A 21650-nucleotide genomic window follows, 5' to 3' on the forward strand; every position below is an offset into this window, starting at 1 on the left:
TTGTAAGTATATACTTTTAATTTAGCATTATTGAATTAAATTAATAAAAAACAAACAAATCATGAAAAGCAGAAAAATATTATTCGTATTAGCCTTAAGCGCGGGAATGTTCGTAACCTCTTGTAGTAACGACGATAATGAAGGAGAAACAATAGTTCCTATTCAAGGGAAGTATAATCTAAGCAAAACAGGAACAATTGTTAACGGTCAAGAAGTTTTAGTAGATGCTCCACAAAACCAAAGTGGATGCCCTGGAGATTATTTAGAGTTAAAATTAAGTAATGCTGCAGTTATTGGAGATTATGATGGAAGTAATTGTGCTTTAACAGAAACTACTGGTACTTATGTAAGATCTCATAATGATTTGACTATTACTGTTGGAAATGTAAGTTCTACTAGCGATATCATGAATCTTACCAACAAAGAGTTAAAAATTAAAGACAAAACAACAGGTATAATTACTGTTTATACTAGATAAAATTTGTTTTGAGATAATTTCAATTTCCTTTGAAATGGAAACGGAAACCGCTTACTTGCAGTTTCCGTTTTTTTTATGAATTGAAAATTTGGAATTTAGAATTTAAAAAATCTTATTCTACAGGAATATAAATGTCAAAAGAAGCTCCTTTATTTTGAATGCCCGAAGCCGTGATAATTCCGTTGTGGTTTTCAATAATTTTTTTTACAATAGCTAATCCTATTCCAGTTCCGTTGTATCGGTCTCTTCCATGAAGGCGCTGGAAAACTTCGAATATTTTTTTGTTGTACTGAGCTTCAAAACCAATACCGTTATCTGAAACTTCAATGTGACAATATTTTTTAGCGGGAATCAGTTTTTCATTTTCTAAATCTTTTCCTAATGCAATTTTGCTTTTAATTTTTATTACAATTGGAATATCAGGATTTGAAAATTTTAATGAATTACTGATGAGGTTATATAACAACTGCTTGAACTGAAACGGAATGATATTAACTTCAACGCTGTGTTCAATTTCAATTACGGCACTTTTTTGCTCTAGTTCTTCGGTTAAATCTTCCTTTACTTCATTTATAATTTGGGCAAGATCTGTTTTTATGAAAATACGTTCTTGGGCATTTGTTCTTGAATAAGCCAATAAATCATTAATTAAGGTCTGCATTCGCTGTGCTGCGTTCTGCATTCTTTTGAATTTATCTTTTCCGTTTTCTGTTAAATGTTCGGCTTCTTTTTCAATAATCTGAGACGCAAAAGTCTGTATTTTTCTGAGCGGTTCCTGTAAATCATGACTTGAGATATAAGCAAAGGACTGGAGTTCTTTGTTCATTTCTTCCAGCTCATTATTTTTCTGCTCTAGTTCAAGTGCATTCATTTTTAATTTATCATCGGCTTTTTTCTTTTCGGTTAAGTCATGCGTAACTTTTGAAAAACCGATAACGTCACCTTTTTTATTATGCACAGCTGTAATAACTACGCTTGCCCAGAATAAACTTCCGTCTTTACGCGTACGCCAGCCTTCATGAATTACTTTTCCTTTTTCGCGAGCCAACTCCAAAAGTTTCTCGGGCAATTTATTCTTCTGATCTTCATTGGTATAAAAAACAGCAAAATATTTTCCGATAATTTCCTCTGCCTTGTAGCCTTTAATCTTTTCAGCTCCAACATTCCAATTCTCCACAATGCCATTTGGATTCAAGTAGAGAATTGAATATTCTTGAACTTCTTCAACCATTAAATGGTAACGTTCTTCACTTTTTCGAAGCGACTCGTTAATTTGGATTAATTCTCTTGTTCTGGCCGTAACCTGCTGTTCAAGTTCATGCGTAAAAGCTTTTTCGGTATGAATATCGGTAAAGGCTCCCACCCATTTCACAATTTTATTGTCAGGTCCAAAAACTGGTTCGCCAATAACAGTATGCCATCTGTACGAACCATCTTTTCTTCGCATTCTTACATCACAGCGGTACATTTCTCCCGTTGCAAGCGCATGCTGCCAAATTTTTATATTTTCATCAAAATCATCTGGATGAATCATTTTCTGCCATGATCCTTCAACTCCTGGTTCAATGCCAGTATATTCAAGCCATCTTCCCGAAGTGAAAAGGGCATTTCCATCGGCATCGGTTTCCCAGATTAATTGCGGAATACTTTCGGTAAGCAGTCGGAATCTCTTCTCGCTTTCTTCGATTTTCTTTCTCGCTTCAACTTTCTCCGTAACATCAATAAGCGTCATTCTAATTCCAGAAATCGAATTATCACTTTCGCGGAGCGGTGCAAATTCAAAATCGACATAAAATGGGTTGCCGCTTTTTTCATTTTCAAAAAATAATAATGATTCTGATTCCGAATATACATTTCCAGATTCGTAAACTTTCTTTAATAAATCAGCATATTTTTGTTTTTTCAGCTCTGGAAATATTTCTAGTATCTTTTTTCCTTGAACTTCAGTTTCTTCTTTTTTCCAGATATTATTCAAAAGCACAAAATTGGCCATTTCGATTACAAAATCATTTCCTCGTAAAATGGCTTTTGGAACGGGCGACTGCATAATAAGATTGCGAAGTTTCTTTTCGCTTTCTTCAATTTTCTGCTGGTATTTTTTTTCTTCTGTAATATCTCGAATTGTTCCAATGAGTTTTTCAGGATCATGGTTTTCATCATAAAAAACTTTTCCTTTTCCTTCAATCCAGTGTATTGATTGGTCTTTCCAAATTACACGGACTTCATAATTTAAGAAACCTGTACTTAAAGCTTCCTTAAAGCCTTTATTTCTAATGTGTAAATCATCAGGATGAAGATGGGCTAATAATTCTTCGTGAGTTAATGCCACTTCTTCCGTGTAACCTCCAAGAATTTCAAGATATCTTTGCGAATAAGAAGGTATTCTGGTTTTAACATTCAATTCCCATGTCCCCAATTCGCTGGCTTCTACTACAATTTTGAGACGTTCCTCATTTAATTCAATTTTTTTTCTAGCTTCTACTTTTTCAGTGACTTCAGTAGCTGTTACTAAAATTCCAGAAATGTTCCCATTTTCTTCTTTTAATGGATGGTAAAGAAAATCAAAATAAGAAGTTTCTACTTTTCCATATCGGTTTAAAGGCACAGGAACTTCAATTCCGTGATACGGAATTCCTGTATTTAAAACACTGTCTAATAAAGTGCTAACGGTTTCTTTTACTTCTGGTAAAGAATCGTACAGTGGTCTTCCGACAAAAGTTTCTTCCTCTCGATCAACAAGTTTGAGATAAGCTTCGTTTGCCATTTCGACTACATATTCTGAGCCGCGAAGAATCGTAATGCCAACAGGAGCTTGCCTTACAGTGTCGCGGAAACGCTTGTCGCTTTCCTCTATTTTTTGTTTGGCTAAATATAAATCAGTTATTTCAACCCCGGTATTCATTACGCCATATACATTTCCATAATTGTCATAAAGTGGCGTAAAGCTGTAATCAAAATAAGAAGTTTTTACAACGTTGTCTACAATAAGATTAATTTTTGAATTTTTGGAATGAAAAGGTATTCCTGTTTTATACACCATTTCGACTTGTTTAAAAATGGGCTCATCTTTTAATTCAGGAAGAATTTCGGTGTATGTTTTTCCAATTACATCGGGACCTTTTCCCCAAACTTTAATGATGGAGTCATTTGCCAGTTCAATGCGCATTTCCTCGCCTACATAAACCGCAATCGGAAAAGGGGTATTTTCAACCAGCTGCCTTATTTTTTGCTCGCTTTCTTCTATTTTCGTACGAGCCAAAACTTGAGCTGTAACTTCTGTAGCAATTGCTGCTACACCAGAAATAGTTCCGTCGGTTTCTCTTAAGGCTTCGTAAACAAAATTGATATAAGTGTTCTCAGTTTGTCCGTTTCGATTTAATTGGACAAATAATTCGTCTGTGGTAATTTTTTTTCCGTCTGTAAAAACGTTATGAAGAATTTCATCAAAGCCTTGTTTTTTTAATCCTGGCAGAACTTCAAAAATAGGTTTATTAATTACATTTTCTGCTTTTGTGCCCCAAAGCTGCAGCATTTGCTCGTTGGCGATTTCAACTATATGATTTTTACCTCTAAAAATGCACATTGCGACAGGAGCCTGCATAATATTATTGATAAATCGTGCATTACTTTCCTGTAAAGCATCTGCAACAATTTTCTTTTCGGTAGTTTCGATAACGGTAACCAAGATTCCGCCAATAGAACCGTCTTCTATTTTTATGGGACTATACGAAAAATCAAAATAACAATCTTCTGTATAGCCATTTCGATGAAGGGAAACTTTAAAATCAGGAAAACTTACCGCTTGTCCCTGCATAACATTGGCAAACATAGGACCAATGGTGTCCCAGATTTCGGCAAATGTATCTTTAGAGCTTCCGCCCAACGCATCCGGATGTTTTGAAGCGCCAAGAATAGGACGAAAAGCATCATTATATAATTGAGTATAATTTTTCCCCCAAGCAATGTACATTCCAAACGGATTGCCTAACATCATCGCAGTCATGGTTTTAAGGCTCTGAGGCCATTTTTCGGGATCACCCAAAGGAGTTTGGCTCCAATTTGCGGAACGAATTAATTCTCCCATTTCTCCTCCTTCGGAAAGGAAATAATGTTCCTTTTTTTTATGGCTCATTTCCAAAGAGAGTTAGGGTTGCAGTATGAAATTAGCTCTTTCAGGCTGTGTGAAATTGTTTTCAGATGCAATGGTAAGGGCTTTATTTATAACAGATTTCAGTTTAGAAAATTCTCCAGGTTTCCTGATATAATAAGAAGCACCTTGTTGATATAGTCTATTTACTATCTCACTATCCAGTGAAGTAGAGAAAATAATGATGGGCAGATTTTTTAGTTTTTCGTCATTTTTTATTTCATCCAAACATTCCAAGCCATTTTTTCGGGGCATATTAAGATCCAAAAAAACAACTTCTGGAAGATTTACAATATTATTTTTTAAATAATCCATTAATTGTACGCCATCGTGAACCATTAAAAGATCATTGCTGACAGCTATTTCATCGAGAGCTTCTTTAAAGAAAAGGCAGTCGTCTTCGTCATCGTCAGCCAGTAAAAGATGGTAATGCTCCTTACTCATTTTGTAGTCTCCTTAATTTAGGGTTAAGTTTGTTCGGATAAATTTAACTTTTTTCGATAAGATTTCCTGATTTTTTATGAAGAATGTTTTTCAAAGACCTAAAAAAAGCTGTTTTAGAATCTATTTTTTTTCTCTCAAACAATTTTATTTTTAAAATGGCGTTTTATTAATTCTTATTAATTTTTCGCGAGAAAAAATAGTTTTGAGATTTCGTTTCTTTCTAAATACGAATAGCAAAATCGCAGAGAAACCCTTTGAAATCTCACTTCCTGTATTCATAATTTTCCAATTTTAGTGTGTACCGTATCCAAAAAGTGTGAAATAATTATACACTCTTTTTCGGACTTCTTTTTCTAAATAGCTCTTTATCAGTTTAAAATCGTATTGGCACGTCACTTGTAAAAAGTGTTTATGTCAAAATCTTTGATGAGTTTGTTTTTTTATTATTTCTCGAATAAGAGCCATCAATAAATGAGAAAAGAAAAGATTTTACTAAAAGCCAAATTAAGGAAATTAAAAAAGGAGTATAAGCATGAAAAGCGAAACAATTATCTCAGAACAATTTTATGCGAACGGCAGTTCAGCAATCAGCGAAAAAACATTAAACGGTTCTTTTTTCAGAACCAACGAAAGAACAAAAGTGCATGTAGAACGTCCAACGAGCCCTTTTGGATTAGCGGTTCTCGTTGCAACATTTTTATTATTAATTGCTGGATTAGTTTCAGTATTTCTTTTACAAGACGATTTTGAGCAATTTCATTTTGAAAGAATTGCTTCGACTTGGGGATTGCCATTTTTAGTGATCACTACCATTTTGTTTTTCTATCAAGCAGGAGTTTTCTTGTACAGCTCTTACTTGTATTTAAGATATAAAGCAATTCCGTCTGTATCAGATGATTTATTGCCAACCTGTACGATTATCGTTCCGGCATATAACGAAGGAAAATTAGTTTGGGATACTCTATTAAGTCTTGCAGACAGCGATTATCCAGCAGAAAAATTGCAGCTTTTAGCAATTGATGATGGAAGTAAAGATGATACTTGGTACTGGATGCAAGAAGCAAAAGCAAAATTGGGAGATCGCGTTACAATTTTCCAGCAGCCAAAAAATCAAGGGAAACGTCAGGCATTATACAGAGGATTTAAATTAGGAACAGGAGAAATATTTGTTACCGTAGACAGCGATTCTATTGTAAAAAAAGATACTTTAAGAAACTTGGTGAGTCCGTTTGTAGTAAACAAAAAATGCGGTGCAGTTGCAGGAAATGTTCAGGTTTTGAATAACAAAAAAGCAATTTTGCCAAAAATGCTAAATGTAAGTTTCGTAATGAGTTTTGAATTTCAGCGTTCTGCAGAAAGCGAGTTGGGATCTGTGTTATGTACGCCGGGAGCTTTGGCAGCGTATAGAAGAGATGCCGTTTTCAACTGTCTCCCAGAATGGATCAACCAAACTTTTATGGGCGAACCTTCAGATATTGGAGAAGACCGTGCTTTGACTAATATGATTTTGAAACAAGGTTTTGAAGTTAAATTTCAAAGAAATGCCGTTGTATTGACGAATGTTCCTGAAGAATACAAAGGTCTGTATAAAATGTTCATAAGATGGGCAAGAAGCAACGTTCGTGAAAACCTAATGATGGCAAAATATGTTTTTACAGATTTTAGAAAAGGATCAAAATTTGGCGCGAGAATGCTATTCTTAAACCAGTTTTTTAAAATTGCAATGACGTATCCTTTTATATTATTTATGTTTTACTTTATTGCGGTTCACCCAGTATTATTTTTAAGTTCAACATTGGTAGCCATTTTAATGTTTTCAACATTTTCTATGGTATTTTATGCAAAAAGATACACGCTTTCAGAATCATTCTGGGCATATTCATATAGTGTTTTTTACACTTTCAGTTTATTCTGGATCGGGCCTTATGCTATTGCAACAGCAAACAAAAAAGGCTGGTTGACAAGAGGCTTATAAAACAAGTACACTTTCATTCTATTATAAAACTCCACCCAAGAGAATTACCCGTTGTGAGCATTCGCAGCGGGTTTTTTGATTTAAAAAAAAGATAACCATTACAACCCACGTTCCGCTAGGAACATTTCATCGGTAGAATTAAAATGTGGATTGTGGTTACACGTTCCATAGGAACGTTTGATCGGTAAAAAAAGGTAACCAGTGAACCACATTCAGCTAGGAACGTCTAGTTGGTAAAAAAATGCATGACAATCAAACGTTCCTACGGAACGTAAAACAATGATGTCAATCTAATTCTAGCGATGAAATGTTCCTACGGAACAAATAATGAAACGTGAAATTGTGTCGAATTTTATATGTTTTTATTTGAATCCAAAGCAGCAATAATCTGCTTTTTCATATTAGTATTAATATAATCTAAAGCCTCAGCATACGAAATGGCATAACGTCTTTCGATGTTTTGAAAATGTTTTGGAAAACTGCTTAAAATTTTATCATAATAAACATTCAGCTGTTTTTCTAAAGGCATTTCATATTTCAGACGAAGCTGAAACCTTCTCAATAAAGCACTGTCAATTATCTCATAATGATTGGTAGCGCAAATCAATAAACTATCAGAAGGGAAATAATCAAAAAGCTGAATAATGGTATTGACCAAACGCCTCATTTCGCCTACGTCTTTATCATCGCTGTCTCGGCTTTTTCCGATCTGGTCAAATTCATCTAAAAATAAAACCGCTCTTTCTCTAATGGCTTTATCAAAAATGGCTTTTAAATTCTTAGAAGTCTCACCAATTCTAGAATCAACAACAGTGCTGAGGTTTACAATAATAATGTTTTTTCCTAACGTATTGGCAATTGCTTTTGCCGTTGTCGTTTTACCACAGCCAGAACTTCCGTGCAATAAAATTTTATTATCGACTTTAAGATTGTACTTTTTTAATTCCTCAATATATTGATGCTCTTTGATAATCTGAAGCAAAGCAGCTTTATTCTCATCACTAAAAAACAAATCGTCTAAAGCAATTTTTTCAGTATCAATTACAGTAAGATCATTCAGGTTCATCTGCTCATTTATTTGCTTCAAAATTAAGTTTTATTCTGCAATGTTTTCGTTCCAGATTTCTTTTCCTAAAAAGCGGTTTCCGAATATCGAAGTGCCAATTCGAACCATATTCGAACCTTCCGCGATAGCAAGTTCCAAATCCTGAGACATTCCCATCGAGAGTTTTAGATTTTGCAAATCGTCAATTCCTTCCGAATAAATTTCATCGCGAATAGTTCTTAAAAGCCGGAGTGACGGAATCATTTTTTCTTTTTCAACATCAAGCAAACCAATAGTCATGAGACCTTTTATATTTAATGTATCGTAAGTTTTTATTTTTTTAATGAAAGACAAAACTTCTTCTGGAGCTAGACCAAATTTGCTTTCTTCGTAAGAGGTATTGACTTGCACAAAAACATCTAATTTTCTGTTTTGGTTTTGAAGTTGTTTGTGCAATTCATCAGCCAGATTTATTCGATCTAGAGATTGAATGCAAGTCACGTATTTAAGAACATCTTTTATTTTATTGGTTTGAAGATGTCCAATAAAATGACGTTCAACTGGAAGATTTTTCAAAACATAATTTTTATCGCGCAATTCCTGCATTTTGTTTTCCCCCATTAAAGTTTCTCCAGCTTCAATTGCAATACGTATTTTTTCTGCTGGAACCGTTTTAGTTGCCAATAAAAGCTGAACATCAGCAGGGTTTCTGCCGGCAATTTTGCAGGCATTTTCGATACGCTGGTGCACTTTAATTAAATTAAAAATAATTTCGTTTTCCATATTGCAAAACTATGCCAAAACAGCAAAGTTCTGATGGACCAGTATATTTCAAAAAATGAAAAAACTGGATGATTTTCAACTTTTAAATGGAACGTAAATTTGCATCATAAAACTTAGTCCCTTAGCGACTTAGTAGCTTATAACCTTAAAAATAAAAAGATGAAAATAGCAGTTTGGGATACTTATGTAACCCGCAAAGACGGAAAAATTATGCACTTTGATATTTTGGTAGATGAAAATGTTAATGATGCAGAACAGGTATATGAATACGGTAAAAAATATCTAAAAAGTGTAGCGCAAGAAGGACAGACTTTATCTTCTAAAGAATGCCGTTTCTGTCACATTGATAAAGCGCCGATTGAAGTTGAAAATCAGATTCGGGCAAATGGGTTTTCTATTATTGAAATGGAGAATTGCAATTAAATTAATTTGCAAGACTGATAACTAGAAAGGCTTCGACTCCGCTCAGCCAGACAATCTTCATGTCACCCTGAGCGAAGTCGAAGGGCTTTTTATAGCAATTTTGAAAGTACGCTTATTCCTTCCTCCATTTGTTTTTCTGAGAGTGAAGCATATCCTAGACGAAAACCTTTGATAGTCTCATCAAAACTAAATCGGTTTGGGCTCATAATCTGAATGCCTTGCGATTTTAGCTTTTCAAAAACTTCAAGAACATCAATTTCTTCTTTTGGAACAATCCAAAATGCAAGCCCGCCTTCAGGTTTTGTAAAGGTGATTTTATCTTTCAGATATTGATTTAGCAGACTTTCAAAATAATCTCTTTTGTTTTTGTAAACCAAATTGGCTTTTTTGAGATGACGCTTTATTTTCCCTTCATTGATGAGGTTCAAAATCGCCTCTTCCATAATATTATCGCCCTGAACATCTATTATTTTTCTATGGTTTCCGATTTTCTGAATGTTTTCATGAGAACTCGCCAGATATCCAATACGAAGCGCAGGAGCAACAATTTTGCTGAAAGTGCCAATGTAAATATAGTTTTTCAAAACCGAATAACTGGAAATCGGAAGTATTGGACGCTGTCCAAAATGAAATTCATTATCGTAATCGTCTTCAATAATTGTAAAATTATATTGATTAGAAAGTTCAATCAGTTTTAATCTCTTTTTTAAAGAAAGCGTTACCGTGGTCGGAAATTGATGATGAGGTGTAACATAAATTGCTTTTATGCCTGAATGTTTTTCAAGATATTTTTCGACTTGATCGATATCCAATCCGTCCGAGTTTACATTTACGGGAAGTAATGTTGCGCCTGCATTTTCAAAAGCTTCCCAAGCAGGTTTGTACCCCGGATTTTCGACCAAAACAAAATCGCCTGATTTTAAAATGCAATGCGAGGCAAGATACATCGCCATCTGGCTTCCGCGCGTAATGCAGATTTGATCGTAAGAAATACTCATACCACGTTTAAAATTCAGCATTTGAGCAATCGATTTTCTAAACTCCAAATTTCCCAATTCGCTGCTGTAACCCATAATTTGCCAGCGCGATTTTCGGCTAAACAATTCGCGATACGCTCTTGCCAGATCATTCATTGGTGCAAGCCGGCTATCGGGAAGTCCGTCATCAAAAACTAAAAAACTTTTGGATTCCTCTATTTTAATTTTTTGGTCTTTTTTGTTTTCTGCATCATGATTGATTTGCGGAAGTGACTGCGTTACAAAAGTTCCCTTTCGGTCGATTGTCACGAGCCAGCCTTCGGCAATTAAAACATCTAAAGCTTCTACAACTGTGTTTCGGTTTACTTTCAATAATTCGGCGAGTTGTCTGCTTCCTGGTAATGCATTACCACTTACCAATTTTCCAGTTTTTATGGCATCTATTACAGCATCGGCAATTTGCAGGTAAATGGCTTTGTCTGATTTTTTATCAAGCTGAATTTCTAGTGGCCACGGTCGAAGCATCTGGACTGTTTTTGTTGGGTAAATAAATATATTTTGCTAGTCCAAAAATACAATAATTATCATTAGAGTTTTTTTAATAGTAAAGTGGCGAAAAAAATGAGCCTCAAATTCAGTACATTAAATAGCTTTTGTTATTTTTAAAAATGAAAATTTAAAACTGTAACAATGAACGATCTGCTTCGGAAATTTTTAGGACAATTCAATAGGTTTAAGCCTTCAGATATTGATCTAATTATTGAAAACACAACAATCGAATTTTTTAAAAAAGGCGATTTTGTAGTTACAGAAGGCCAGATTAGCGATAAATGTTATTTGGTTTTAAAAGGCTGTTTAAGACAATTCAAAATGATTGATGGAGTCGAAAAGACCTCGGGCTTTTTTATAGAAGAAATGCCTTTAGTGATCTATTCCAGCTACTTAGACGGAAAACCTTCTGAATTTAACATCCAATGTCTTGAAGACACCATTTTAGTGAGTGGCACTCGAGAAAAAGAATTAGAAATGCAGTTAAAAAGCCCAATATTGGAGCATATAACTTCGTTGATCATGGTTTCAGATTATAGAAAAGCAGAACGGTATATTGCTTTGCTAAACAATTACAATCCAGAAGAACGTTATCTGATATTCATGAAATCGAATCCTAATTTTTTAAATCGAATACCGCTCGTTCATATTGCCAGTTACTTAAGTATTACGCCCGAATCATTGAGCAGAATTAGAAAAAGGATAGTTCAGAAATGAGTTTGTTTTTATAGCTAAAACTTATTACAAGTAGCTATCGCGAATCTGTTTACCCGAGTTCGTTTTTAGATTTAAAATAAAATCCAGTGCAAATAATTCCGATTACAATTTCGGATATCGCCGCATTTAGAATTGTTGGACTTGGAACTCCATCAACAATTGTAGCATATAAGCGAGAAAATCCGTAAGCGAAATACAGTAAAATTGCTGTTTGCAGAGAAATTTTTGTAAATGAAGATTTGAATGCTCCCGTAACAATTACAATTCCAAATGCAATCAGCGTTCCGCCCGAAGAACGGATTTCGCTCAACAGACTAAAATCATTTTCGTTAAGATAAATACCTGCCGAAGCTTCAAAAGTTATCGGAAAAAATAAAAGCGCGATCCCAATCGAAAAACCAATAAGTCCGACAATAAAAAGTAAAATTTTAAGATAGATTGATGATTTCATAAAATGTATTTTGAGTTTTAGGTTAATAATTCTCAAAAGTAATGGCTATGAAAAAGTTAAGACCTTGACTTAAGATAAGAAAATAAGAAGAGCAATTTTTTATTTAAGAAATTTTGAGTTAAAAAAAGGAAGCCTGAAAAACTCAATTTTAGATTTAAAGAAATTGGCTACGTCATTTTTTTGAAATTTAATAAAAATACAATTTTAACGTAAAAAGAAGTTGTTTTGGAGATTTTAGAAAATTCATTTTATTTTAATTGTGAATTTTATTTATGTTTAAAAAACAAGCTGATTTTGTTGGTGAAATTAGAATTTCTTTAAACTAAATCTGCTGTTAAAATTAAGATTTATCAGAAACGCAATTCTCTGAGACTAAGAACAAATTAGGATTATTAACGGAATTTATTAAGTTTGTTGCGAATTATTCAATCTCCATAAACTTCCATCATTGCCAAATTCTATCTTAAATCAGGATCAGATTTTAATCGATCGTCTTCGCGACGGCGATGAATCGGCATTGACAGAATTGTACAATACATTTTGGCTGGCACTTTTTATGTCGGCTTATAATGTCATTAAAGACAAAGAATTGTGTGAAGATATTATTCAGGATATTTTTATGAATATCTGGCACAATCGTGAAAAAATCGAAATTCATATTTCGCTAAAAGGATATATGTACGCCTGCGCGAGATATCAGGTTTTTAATCATCTGAGAAAAAATAAAGACAAAGTTCATGTAGAACTTTTTGATGATTTAGAAAAACGTTTCTTGTCTACAACTCCAGAAACACAGTTAATGCACGACGAACTGGTGCAACAGTTGAATTTAATCATTGCAGGACTTCCTGAAAAATGTCAAGCTGTATATAAACTAAGTCGTGAAGAACAGTTGAGTCATAAAGAAATTGCCGAACGGCTTAATATTTCTACAAAAACAGTCGAAAACCACATTACCAAAGCATTGCACACCATTCGTTCTTCGATGGGCGAAAGCATGAGTATGGCGATGATTTTGTGGCTCTCAAAAAATATCTTTTAGCGGAATTAAAAATGCAGTGATTTGGGTTGATGGTGTGTGGTTTTTCTTCTTTTTTAATTCTTTTTCAAAAAAAATCAAAAAAAAGCAATTTGGACTAGGGGGTATATTCCTTTTTGGTTACTTATCTCATATACTCCCGAAATAATACAATAAAAAATGAAAAAAGAGGATTTCTTACTGTTATTAAATAGATATCTTTCCGGTGATACCAATCTCGAGGAGAATAATAAATTATTGAATTATTACGAAAGTTTCCAAACCGATAAGGATTGGGACGAAACTTTGGGCTCTAAGGAAGAACTTGAACTTAAAATGAGAACACGTCTTCAAAACGCCATTCAATCTGAAGATTCTAAAATCATATCAATTCAGCCATTTTATACCAAAACATCTTTCAAATTGATTGCCATGGCGGCATCATTATTATTGCTGATTTCAATTTCATTAATAATAAATAAAACAAATCCGCTTAAGATTGAAACGCCACAAGTGGCGCACAAAGAAATTTTAATTGGAAGCGATAAAGCCACTCTGACTCTTGAAGACGGTTCTGTTATCGAATTAGAAAAAGGAAAATCATACAGCAAAGGAAATGCTTCTAGCAATGGAGAAAAATTAATTTACAATTCAAACGGAAAATCTGCCGCAATTGCCAATAACCTTTTAACGATTCCAAGAGGCGGGCAATTTTTTGTGCAGCTGGCAGACAGTACTAAAGTCTGGCTGAATTCTGAATCGCAATTAAAATACCCAGTTGCTTTTGTTGACGGCCAGACCAGACAAGTTGAATTGGTTTATGGAGAAGCATATTTTGAAGTTTCGCCAAGTACCAAACATAAGGGTTCAAGATTTAAAGTTAAAACTCAAGAACAGAATGTTGAGGTTATCGGAACAGAATTTAATATTAAGGCTTATAGAGATGAACCTGCAATTTATACCACCTTGGTACAAGGAGTTGTTGCTGTAAGCAATGCCGCCAAAAAGCAAATTCTGACTCCAAGCCAACAATCTAAAATAACAGAATACAATGGAAATATAAGTGTTTCTGAAGTCGATGTCTACAATGAGATTTCTTGGAGAAAAGGATTGTTTGTATTCAAAGGAATGCCTTTAAAAGATATTGCGAGAGTATTGTCAAGATGGTACGATGTTGATATTGTATTTGCAGATCCAGCGCTTGGCAATGTCAAGTTTAATGGTGTTTTAAATAAGAATCAGAAATTAGAAGACATATTAACCACGATCAAGAATATCAATTTTATTAATGCCTATGAAAAGAAAGACAATAAAATTATAATCAAATAAAAAAGAAAAAGGGATTAAAGTTTAGACCTCTCACCGTACTGCGCTTTATCCCTTTCTGTGTATCAACCAGTAAGTCAGTTTTATTAACCAACCACCAATTAACATGTAAATTTATGAAATTTAAATTAACCAGTGCCTATTTCTATTTTAGAAAGCGGCTAATTATTAACATTATGAGAACTTTTATCTTCTTGTTTTGTACTACAATTTTTGGTTTTTCTCCCGTAAATCTATTTTCACAAAACACGAAAGTTGTAATTACAGCTGATAAAACAGTATCTGTTGACGAAGTTTTTGACATTATTAAAAAACAGACCAACTATACTTTTATTTATCAGGAAGATTTATTTAAAAAATTACCTAAAGTACATTTAAAAAAGGGAAAAATTAAAGTGAATGATTTATTGGAAGCCAGTTTTTCCAATAAGGATTTTGATTTTAGTTTTTCTGCTGGAAATACGATTATTGTAAAAGAGAAAAAAGCAGCCGAAAAAGTTGTAGCTCCAGAATCCAAATTTATTGAAATTAAAGGAACTGTTACCAATGATAAGGGAGAGCCTATTCCAGGAGTAAATATCAAAGTAAAAGGCACGGGTGTTGCTACCCAAACCGATTTTGATGGTAAATATACCATTACAGCTCCAGATGATGGACAAATTCTCTTTACCTATATCGGACATCGTGCGCAAGTTATTGAGGTTAATAACAGAAAAATAATTAATGTAAAACTTCAGGAAGAACGAAAAGAGCTTGAAGGAGTTGTTGTAAATACAGGGGTTACTGTTCGTAAAAAAGAATTGATAACTGGTGCTGTAACTATTTTTAAAGGTGAGGAATTAAGACAGGTGTCTACGCAAAATGCGGTTCAGGCTTTAAAATCATTAGATCCGTCTTTTATTGTTGTAAATAATAATATTGCGGGTTCAAACCCAAATATCTTGCCAACGATAGAGGTGAGAGGGCAGACGAGTTTAACGGCAAATCAGGTTGATAGTCAGTTTAGAGACGATCCGAATCAGCCTCTATTTATTTTGGACGGATTTCCAACCACATTACAGCAGGTTGTCGATTTAGATATTAATAGAATTGCGAGCATCACTTTATTAAAAGATGCGGCTTCGACTGCATTGTACGGTTCTCGTTCTGCAAATGGTGTTGTGGTTATTGAAACAAACAAACCAATACCTGGAAAATTGCAGTTTAATTATGTGTATAATTCATCTTACGAATTAGCAGATTTAAGTGTTTATCATTTAATGAATGCCGAGCAAAAACTGGAGTTTGAAAGACTTTCTGGAGCATTTATTGTTAAGGATGGAACTACTGAAACAACGCCATTAACTTGGGATAAAGAATATAACAGACGTCTTGCAGCAGTGCGTAGTGGTGTAAATACATATTGGTTAAACGAGCCAATTCAGATGGGGATTACTTCTGGCCACAGTTTGAATTTTGGCGGAGGTTCTGATGAATTTAGATTTAATATTGCTGGAAATTACAAAACGCTTACTGGAACAATGAAAGGTTCTGAGCATGATACTTGGGGCTACAACACGACTTTAACTTACAGAAAAAACAAATTAAGTCTTAACAACCAGTTTTTTGTATCTGGAGGAACGAATCAGGAATCTCCATATGGTTCATTTGAAATTTGGGCAAAAGCAAGTCCATATTATCCAAAATATAACGAGAACGGAATCATAACACGTTATATGGACGGAAGTTCATTGCCTTTAACGAGTTTGCAAACTATTGTAAACCATCCTGCAAATCCGCTTTACAATGTATTTTTAGGAAGTTTTGATAAAGGAAAAAATTTTGATTTTACCAATAACTTTGCGATCAATTACGATATAACCCCGCATATTAAAGCAACTGGAGCTTTGTCTGTTTCGAGATTAGATAGCCACAATACGGTTTTTGTTTCTCCAGACGATACACGCTTTGTAAATAATATTTCAACAGAAAAAGGATCGTACAGCAGTTACGAAGCTATTACAGATAAGTGGAATGCAAATCTTGGCGCAACTTATTCTAATGTTTTTAAAAGTGTCCACTCTTTCAACTATACCATACGAGCTCAGGCTTTAGAAACAAAAAACAACTCGTACACAACAACTTTAAGAGGGTTTCCTCTTGGCGTTGGCGGAAATCCTGCGTTTGCTTTTGGATATGAACCAAATGGAAAACCAATTGTTTTTACCGAATTGATAAGAAGCGTCGATTTAACCAATCAGATTAACTACGCTTATGACCGCAGATTTTTATTCGATTTTACTCAGACCATTTCTGGAGCAACAAACTTCGGAACAAACAAAAAATACTCGCCCTATTGGGGGATTGGTTTTGGATGGAATTTGAACAATGAGTTTAAAATGAACCAAGATATTGTCAATATTTTTAAAATACGCGCCAATATTGGTCAGACCGGAAACCAGAATTTGGTTGGTTTTGCTTCTTATGATGTATATGCTTATAATGCAAATACAAACGTTTTTGGGGCAGGATTGGGGGTTTCTCAAATTGCAAACCCAAATTTAGAGGCGCAAAGAACCAAAGATTTGTCTTTAGGATTGGATCTGGCTATGTTTAGAAACAGATTAACGATGACTTTGGGTGCGTACAAACGTAAAACGTCTCCTCAGATTGTAGCTATTGATCTTGCCGCTTCAACAGGACTTAATGGTTATCCCTTAAATGTGGGATATTTAACTACACAAGGCTTGGAGTTAAAAATGAACTACAATTTCATCTACGATTTAAGCCGAAATTTTGTTTGGGGAATTGGATTAATGGGAACTACTGGAGACAATGAATTAGGAGGTTTTGGTAATGCATTATCTTCTCTAAACTCTGAAGCGCAAAAAACAACCAGTTTAACGAGATATTATGATGGAGCAAGCAGCAATGATCTTTGGGCTGTGCCTTCATTAGGAATTGATCCTGCAACAGGTAGAGAAGTTTTCTTAAAGAAAAATGGCCAGACTACTTTTGATTTAGATAAAAAAGATGAAGTTGTAATGGGAAATTCTAGAGAAACGGCTACAGGAGTGGTTTCTACAAACTTAAATTACAAAGGATTTAGTTTCGGATTGTTTGTACGTTACAGCTTTGGGGCAGAAAGATTTAACTCTGCCTTGTACAACAAAGTAGAAAATATATCAAGAGACAATATTTTTGATAATCAAGATGTGCGAGCTTTCACAGACCGTTGGACAACTCTGGGTCAAATGGCACAATTTAAAGCAATTGGCTTAACCAATAATACGCCAATTTCATCACGTTTTATACAAAAAGACGATTATATCTCTGGAGAATCTATTCGTTTAGGCTACCGTGTTACAGATAGAGCTTGGTTAAAAAGAGCGGGTCTGACCGCATTAGGATTTAATGCTTTGGCAAACGAATTCTTCAGAGTTTCAACAATTAAAGCAGAACGTGGTATTGATTATCCTTTCTCAAGAATATATTCTTTGAGTCTTAATTTATCATTTTAATAAAGAGATTATGAACAAGTATTTATATAAAATTACCTTCCTTTTGCTTACATCTTTTACTGTGGTAAGCTGCAGTGATTTTTTGGATGTTGCACCACAAGATAAAATTTTAGAAGATCAGGCTTACAGCTCGGAAGCAGGTGTGCAGAATGTACATAACGGACTTTATCTTCAGCTTGCGACAAACAATCTTTACGGCAGACAGCTAACTATGGATGCAGTGGAGATTTTAGGGCAGCAGTATAATATGTCTGGATCACATGTTAAAAACAAAATATCGACGTATTCGTATGAAGAATCGCTTTCTAAAAATACTTTTGCTGGAATTTGGCAAAGTGCATTTACAACCGTTTTGTCTGCAAATAAATTTTTAGAGAGTATTGAGGAACACCCTGAAGTTATTTCAGCCGAAAAAGCAGCTATTTTAAAAGGAGAAGCAATCGCCATTCGTGCAATGATACATTTTGACATGTTAAGAATGTACGGGCCAATTTACAAAGTAGCGCCAGCAGATCCATCAATACCTTATTATGATGCTGCCGTAACTGTAAATAAACCGCTTTTGCCAGCTCAAGATGTTATTGCCAAAATCATAGCCGATTTAGATGCTGCAATTGTACTTTTAGCAAAAGATCCCATATTGACTACAGGAAGATATATTGGTTCTACTGAATTTGATTCTAATCCGTATTATTCTGTAAATCGCGGACAAAGAATGAATATTTTAGCTGTAAAATGTTTAAAAGCCAGAGTTCTTCTATACGCTGGAGATAAAACGGGAGCTTATGCTGTGGCAACAGAAGTTATCAATTTTGTAAAAGGACAACCTGTTATTACTTGGACTCCATTCTTAGAAGCTACTAATACTTCTAATCCAGATCGTATTTTTTCTTCAGAAAACTTCTTTGCTCTTAGCGATCAGACTTTGTATATCGAGCAAAAAGCACTTTTTGATTCAAGTTTAGATGATTTTAATATTTATGCTCCAATGTTAAGTAGAATAAATGCTGTTTTTGAATCTAATGATAACGATTATAGAAGTTTGCCAAGCTGGAAAATTCCAATTTCGGGAGGAAAAACCCAGAAGACATTTTTTAAATATGAAGATGTAACAGACAAAACGAAACTTTTCCGTTTTCAGATTCCGATGTTTAAACTTTCAGAACTGTATCTTATTGCAGCAGAAACAGCGCCAGTTCCAGCAGATGGTATTGCTTTTTTAAACACGCTTCGATTTAATAGAGGTTTGACCAATTTAGCAGCTACTGCAGTTTTAGCTACAGAAATTACAAAAGAGTATAGAAAAGAATTTATTGGCGAAGGACAATTGTTCTTCTACTACAAAAGAATCAATTCTACTGCAATTCCAAATGGTAGTGCATCTTCAGGAAATGTTACCATGAATGCAGTTAAATATGTGGTGCCATTGCCAGAAAGTGAAGTTAATTTTCAAAACTAAAAAAAGTAATCATGAAAAAAATATTGATTTTAGGTATCACTTTTCTATCGCTGTTAGGATTGACATCATGTGATAAAGAAGAAATTGAAGTTTATTCAGATACAGATAACATTTATTTCTCGCGTGCTATATTTCCAGAATATAAAAACGGACCGCTTATAGACAGTACAGGCTTTAGTTTTGGTTTGGATAAAGCAGCCGTTGTAGAAAGAATTTATCCTCTTGAGATACGTGTGCAAGGAAAAGTAAGCGATGTAGATCGTGCTGTTAAACTTACAGTTGACCCAACAAGTACAGCCGTTTTAGGCACTCATTTTATATTGCCAGAAAATATTGTAATGCATGCAGGGAAAGAATTAGACACTGTTTTTATCAGAGTGCTTAGAACCCCTGATATGAAAGATAAAGATTTGACAATGGTATTAAATCTGGAAGAAAATGAATTTTTTACCACCAACATGCAATCAAAGGTAACGAATGTTCTTACTGGTAAAACTAGAAGCTATATTCGTTTTAAATTGTCATTTAATGACAAATTATCAACACCAATTGGATGGCAACAAGGCATGTTTGGTGTGTTTACCGCTAAAAAATTCTTTTTAATGTGTGAGCTTATGAAGTTGGAACCAGAAATGTTTAATCAGACTCCAGGTTCCACAGGACTTTCAATTCCTGAAGTGCAATATTATGCAAGCTTTATGAGACGTTATCTCGCAGATCAGAAAGCCAACGGCAATACTATTTATGAGGAAGACGGAAAAGAAATGCTATTTCCATAAAAACCATTCTTTAATTTAAAATATAAAGCGATGTTTAAAAATATAAAAATACAAGCAGCTGTAATAGCACTTCTCTTTTTAGCTTACGGTTGTGTAAGTGATGAGGGAAATTACGATTACGAAAAGATAAATGAGCTTGAAGTAACTGGAATACAAAATGAATACACTGTTTACACTGGAGACTATTTTAAGATTGCACCACAAATAAATCCGACTTTAGATGACGGCTCAGATTCTGATCGTTATGAATATAAGTGGGTCGTAGTAAATCCATTAAAATTGGCCATTGAAGCTAGAACTACTATTGCTACAACAAAAAATCTTGACGGTATTTTAAAATTACCGCCAGCAAAATACGATCTATATTATTTCGTGAAGGATAAAGTAACAGGGGTAAACTGGCAACAGCCTATTATTACATTAAATGTGGTCTCTTCTATTTATGAAGGCTGGCTGGTTGTTGGAGATGTAGATGGAAAAGCTCGCTTGGATATGGTTTCGATAATTCCAGGTGTTGCACAGCCGCGAATTATCAATGATGTTTTAGATGCGGCTGGGTCTGCACTGAGATTAAGCGGAAAAGCTGTAGATGTAGATTGTTTTAGTACTCCTTTACCAGGAACTGTTATTTATGGAGTTTATGTTACGGCTTCAGAATCAGGAACGGCAAGATTGGAACCAGATTCTTTTGAATGGAATCAGACCATGAATTTAGCTTATGAAACAGTTGGTGGAGCTTTTCCAACAAACTTTGGAATAGATTTTATGAAGTCTCCTTCTTCAGGTGAGAATTTCATTTATAAAGATGGTAATATCTATTATTTTAATAGAACACAGCAAATTAGATACGGATTACCACAAAATAAAGTAGATCTCGAAACTAAGAATTTCTATGCAGCGCCTTTTATTGCTGAATACGGCTCAACAGGAACTCCAGTATTTTTTGATGTTGAGAAACATCGTTTTCTACGCTTTAGTTATTCAAAAGGAACTTGTTCTGCGATGCCTCCAGTTACGGCTTCAGCAACAGCATTAGATTGGAACAATACAAACTGTGATCTGGTCTACATGACTGCTTCAAATTTCAATTTGAATGAAAGTTTTGCAGTATTAAAAAACCTTTCAACAGGCAAATTCTATTTGCTTCGTTTTAATAGTACTGCTGTACAAACTTATTATAAAGAAATGTTGAATGCTCCAGATTTAGACAAAGCAACAAAATTTGCCGTAAGCCCAGATGCTGGATATTTGTTTTATACGGTTGGCAACAAAGTTTATGAATATGATAGCGGAACACAATCTGCAAAATTAATGTTAGATAAAGGCAGTGAAGAAATTACCTATCTAGGTTTTAGCAAAAGAGGAAAGAAAGAAATTACCAGTAAATTGATTTTAGGAACTTACAATACAACAGGAAAGTTAGAATTGTATACAGTTCCTCCTGTAAACGGAAATTTAATTCTAGAAAACAGTTATTCTGGTCTATGCAAAATTGTTGACGTTTCTTACCGAGTTAGATAATTAAAACTTAAAAACTAAATGCCGAATGAAGAATAAATCCCATTCTTCATTTGGTTTC

General features: G+C 34.3%; 16 protein-coding genes. 10 read left to right on the forward strand and 6 right to left on the reverse strand.

Annotated features, from left to right (window positions below; all coding sequences use genetic code 11):
• The first annotated feature begins 61 nt into the window (after positions 1–61).
• Positions 62–478 carry a lipocalin family protein gene (locus BB050_RS13450; protein ID WP_008468325.1) on the forward strand — a complete coding sequence of 139 codons (417 nt, stop codon included), beginning with the start codon at positions 62–64 and terminating at the stop codon, positions 476–478.
• A 112-nt stretch (positions 479–590) separates the two neighbouring features.
• On the opposite strand, the gene BB050_RS13455 is transcribed toward BB050_RS13450, so the two are convergent.
• Positions 591–4610 (reverse strand): PAS domain S-box protein, encoded by a 4020-nt coding sequence (locus tag BB050_RS13455; RefSeq protein WP_066033881.1) that lies wholly within the window; start codon positions 4608–4610, stop codon positions 591–593.
• Between the two features lie 12 nt (positions 4611–4622).
• On the reverse strand, positions 4623–5069 hold the full coding sequence (locus BB050_RS13460; protein WP_066033882.1) for a response regulator: 447 nt from the start codon (positions 5067–5069) through the stop codon (positions 4623–4625).
• A gap of 532 nt (positions 5070–5601) precedes the next feature.
• Between BB050_RS13460 and BB050_RS13465 the strand changes: the two genes are divergently transcribed.
• Positions 5602–7044: a glycosyltransferase family 2 protein gene (locus BB050_RS13465; protein WP_066033883.1), complete on the forward strand. Its 1443-nt coding sequence runs from the start codon at positions 5602–5604 to the stop codon at positions 7042–7044.
• 352 nt (positions 7045–7396) lie between these two features.
• On the opposite strand, the gene BB050_RS13470 is transcribed toward BB050_RS13465, so the two are convergent.
• Entirely contained in the window at positions 7397–8110 is a 714-nt protein-coding gene (locus tag BB050_RS13470) for an AAA family ATPase (protein ID WP_066033884.1), read from the reverse strand.
• Positions 8111–8140: 30 nt separating this feature from the next.
• A complete protein-coding gene (locus BB050_RS13475) occupies positions 8141–8872 on the reverse strand; it encodes a YggS family pyridoxal phosphate-dependent enzyme (RefSeq protein ID WP_066033885.1) in 732 nt (243 codons plus the stop codon).
• Between the two features lie 159 nt (positions 8873–9031).
• Here BB050_RS13475 and BB050_RS13480 point away from each other — a divergent pair, with 159 nt between their 5' ends.
• On the forward strand, positions 9032–9295 hold the full coding sequence (locus BB050_RS13480; protein WP_008468331.1) for a DUF2024 family protein: 264 nt from the start codon (positions 9032–9034) through the stop codon (positions 9293–9295).
• A gap of 89 nt (positions 9296–9384) precedes the next feature.
• Here BB050_RS13480 and pdxR read toward each other — a convergent pair whose 3' ends face one another.
• Entirely contained in the window at positions 9385–10797 is a 1413-nt protein-coding gene (pdxR, locus tag BB050_RS13485; protein WP_066033886.1) for a MocR-like pyridoxine biosynthesis transcription factor PdxR, read from the reverse strand.
• A gap of 165 nt (positions 10798–10962) precedes the next feature.
• Between pdxR and BB050_RS13490 the strand changes: the two genes are divergently transcribed.
• On the forward strand, positions 10963–11538 hold the full coding sequence (locus tag BB050_RS13490; RefSeq protein WP_066033887.1) for a Crp/Fnr family transcriptional regulator: 576 nt from the start codon (positions 10963–10965) through the stop codon (positions 11536–11538).
• A 49-nt stretch (positions 11539–11587) separates the two neighbouring features.
• On the opposite strand, the gene BB050_RS13495 is transcribed toward BB050_RS13490, so the two are convergent.
• Positions 11588–11989: a DUF4345 domain-containing protein gene (locus tag BB050_RS13495; protein WP_066033888.1), complete on the reverse strand. Its 402-nt coding sequence runs from the start codon at positions 11987–11989 to the stop codon at positions 11588–11590.
• A 448-nt stretch (positions 11990–12437) separates the two neighbouring features.
• On the opposite strand from BB050_RS13495, the gene BB050_RS13500 reads away from it, so the two are divergent.
• The 6 genes from BB050_RS13500 to BB050_RS13525 all read left to right on the forward strand — a co-directional run bounded on the left by BB050_RS13500 (position 12438) and on the right by BB050_RS13525 (position 21592).
• The gene (locus BB050_RS13500; RefSeq protein ID WP_066033889.1) at positions 12438–13031 is read left to right on the forward strand and encodes an RNA polymerase sigma factor; all 594 of its coding nucleotides are present in this window, start codon (positions 12438–12440) and stop codon (positions 13029–13031) included.
• Between the two features lie 156 nt (positions 13032–13187).
• Positions 13188–14336 (forward strand): FecR family protein, encoded by a 1149-nt coding sequence (locus BB050_RS13505; protein WP_066033890.1) that lies wholly within the window; start codon positions 13188–13190, stop codon positions 14334–14336.
• Positions 14337–14509: 173 nt separating this feature from the next.
• Positions 14510–17833: a SusC/RagA family TonB-linked outer membrane protein gene (locus tag BB050_RS13510; protein WP_066033891.1), complete on the forward strand. Its 3324-nt coding sequence runs from the start codon at positions 14510–14512 to the stop codon at positions 17831–17833.
• Positions 17834–17843: 10 nt separating this feature from the next.
• Complete coding sequence (locus BB050_RS13515) at positions 17844–19292, forward strand: RagB/SusD family nutrient uptake outer membrane protein (RefSeq protein WP_066033892.1); 1449 nt, start codon at positions 17844–17846, stop codon at positions 19290–19292.
• A gap of 11 nt (positions 19293–19303) precedes the next feature.
• The gene (locus tag BB050_RS13520) at positions 19304–20071 is read left to right on the forward strand and encodes a DUF4843 domain-containing protein (RefSeq protein WP_066033893.1); all 768 of its coding nucleotides are present in this window, start codon (positions 19304–19306) and stop codon (positions 20069–20071) included.
• 30 nt (positions 20072–20101) lie between these two features.
• The gene (locus tag BB050_RS13525) at positions 20102–21592 is read left to right on the forward strand and encodes a PKD-like family lipoprotein (protein WP_066033894.1); all 1491 of its coding nucleotides are present in this window, start codon (positions 20102–20104) and stop codon (positions 21590–21592) included.
• Positions 21593–21650 lie beyond the last annotated feature (58 nt).

Source organism: Flavobacterium anhuiense (assembly GCF_001705175.1).
In the GTDB taxonomy this organism is placed as follows: domain Bacteria; phylum Bacteroidota; class Bacteroidia; order Flavobacteriales; family Flavobacteriaceae; genus Flavobacterium; species Flavobacterium anhuiense.

Coding starts and splice junctions, on each gene's coding strand:
- BB050_RS13450 (WP_008468325.1), top strand. CDS start 62: ATGAAAAGCAGAAAAATATTATTCGTATTAGCCTTAAGCGCGGGAATG.
- BB050_RS13460 (WP_066033882.1), bottom strand. CDS start 5,069: ATGAGTAAGGAGCATTACCATCTTTTACTGGCTGACGATGACGAAGAC.
- BB050_RS13505 (WP_066033890.1), top strand. CDS start 13,188: ATGAAAAAAGAGGATTTCTTACTGTTATTAAATAGATATCTTTCCGGT.
- BB050_RS13475 (WP_066033885.1), bottom strand. CDS start 8,872: ATGGAAAACGAAATTATTTTTAATTTAATTAAAGTGCACCAGCGTATC.
- BB050_RS13480 (WP_008468331.1), top strand. CDS start 9,032: ATGAAAATAGCAGTTTGGGATACTTATGTAACCCGCAAAGACGGAAAA.
- BB050_RS13490 (WP_066033887.1), top strand. CDS start 10,963: ATGAACGATCTGCTTCGGAAATTTTTAGGACAATTCAATAGGTTTAAG.
- pdxR (WP_066033886.1), bottom strand. CDS start 10,797: ATGCTTCGACCGTGGCCACTAGAAATTCAGCTTGATAAAAAATCAGAC.
- BB050_RS13455 (WP_066033881.1), bottom strand. CDS start 4,610: ATGAGCCATAAAAAAAAGGAACATTATTTCCTTTCCGAAGGAGGAGAA.
- BB050_RS13520 (WP_066033893.1), top strand. CDS start 19,304: ATGAAAAAAATATTGATTTTAGGTATCACTTTTCTATCGCTGTTAGGA.
- BB050_RS13470 (WP_066033884.1), bottom strand. CDS start 8,110: ATGAACCTGAATGATCTTACTGTAATTGATACTGAAAAAATTGCTTTA.
- BB050_RS13465 (WP_066033883.1), top strand. CDS start 5,602: ATGAAAAGCGAAACAATTATCTCAGAACAATTTTATGCGAACGGCAGT.
- BB050_RS13510 (WP_066033891.1), top strand. CDS start 14,510: ATGAGAACTTTTATCTTCTTGTTTTGTACTACAATTTTTGGTTTTTCT.
- BB050_RS13495 (WP_066033888.1), bottom strand. CDS start 11,989: ATGAAATCATCAATCTATCTTAAAATTTTACTTTTTATTGTCGGACTT.
- BB050_RS13515 (WP_066033892.1), top strand. CDS start 17,844: ATGAACAAGTATTTATATAAAATTACCTTCCTTTTGCTTACATCTTTT.
- BB050_RS13525 (WP_066033894.1), top strand. CDS start 20,102: ATGTTTAAAAATATAAAAATACAAGCAGCTGTAATAGCACTTCTCTTT.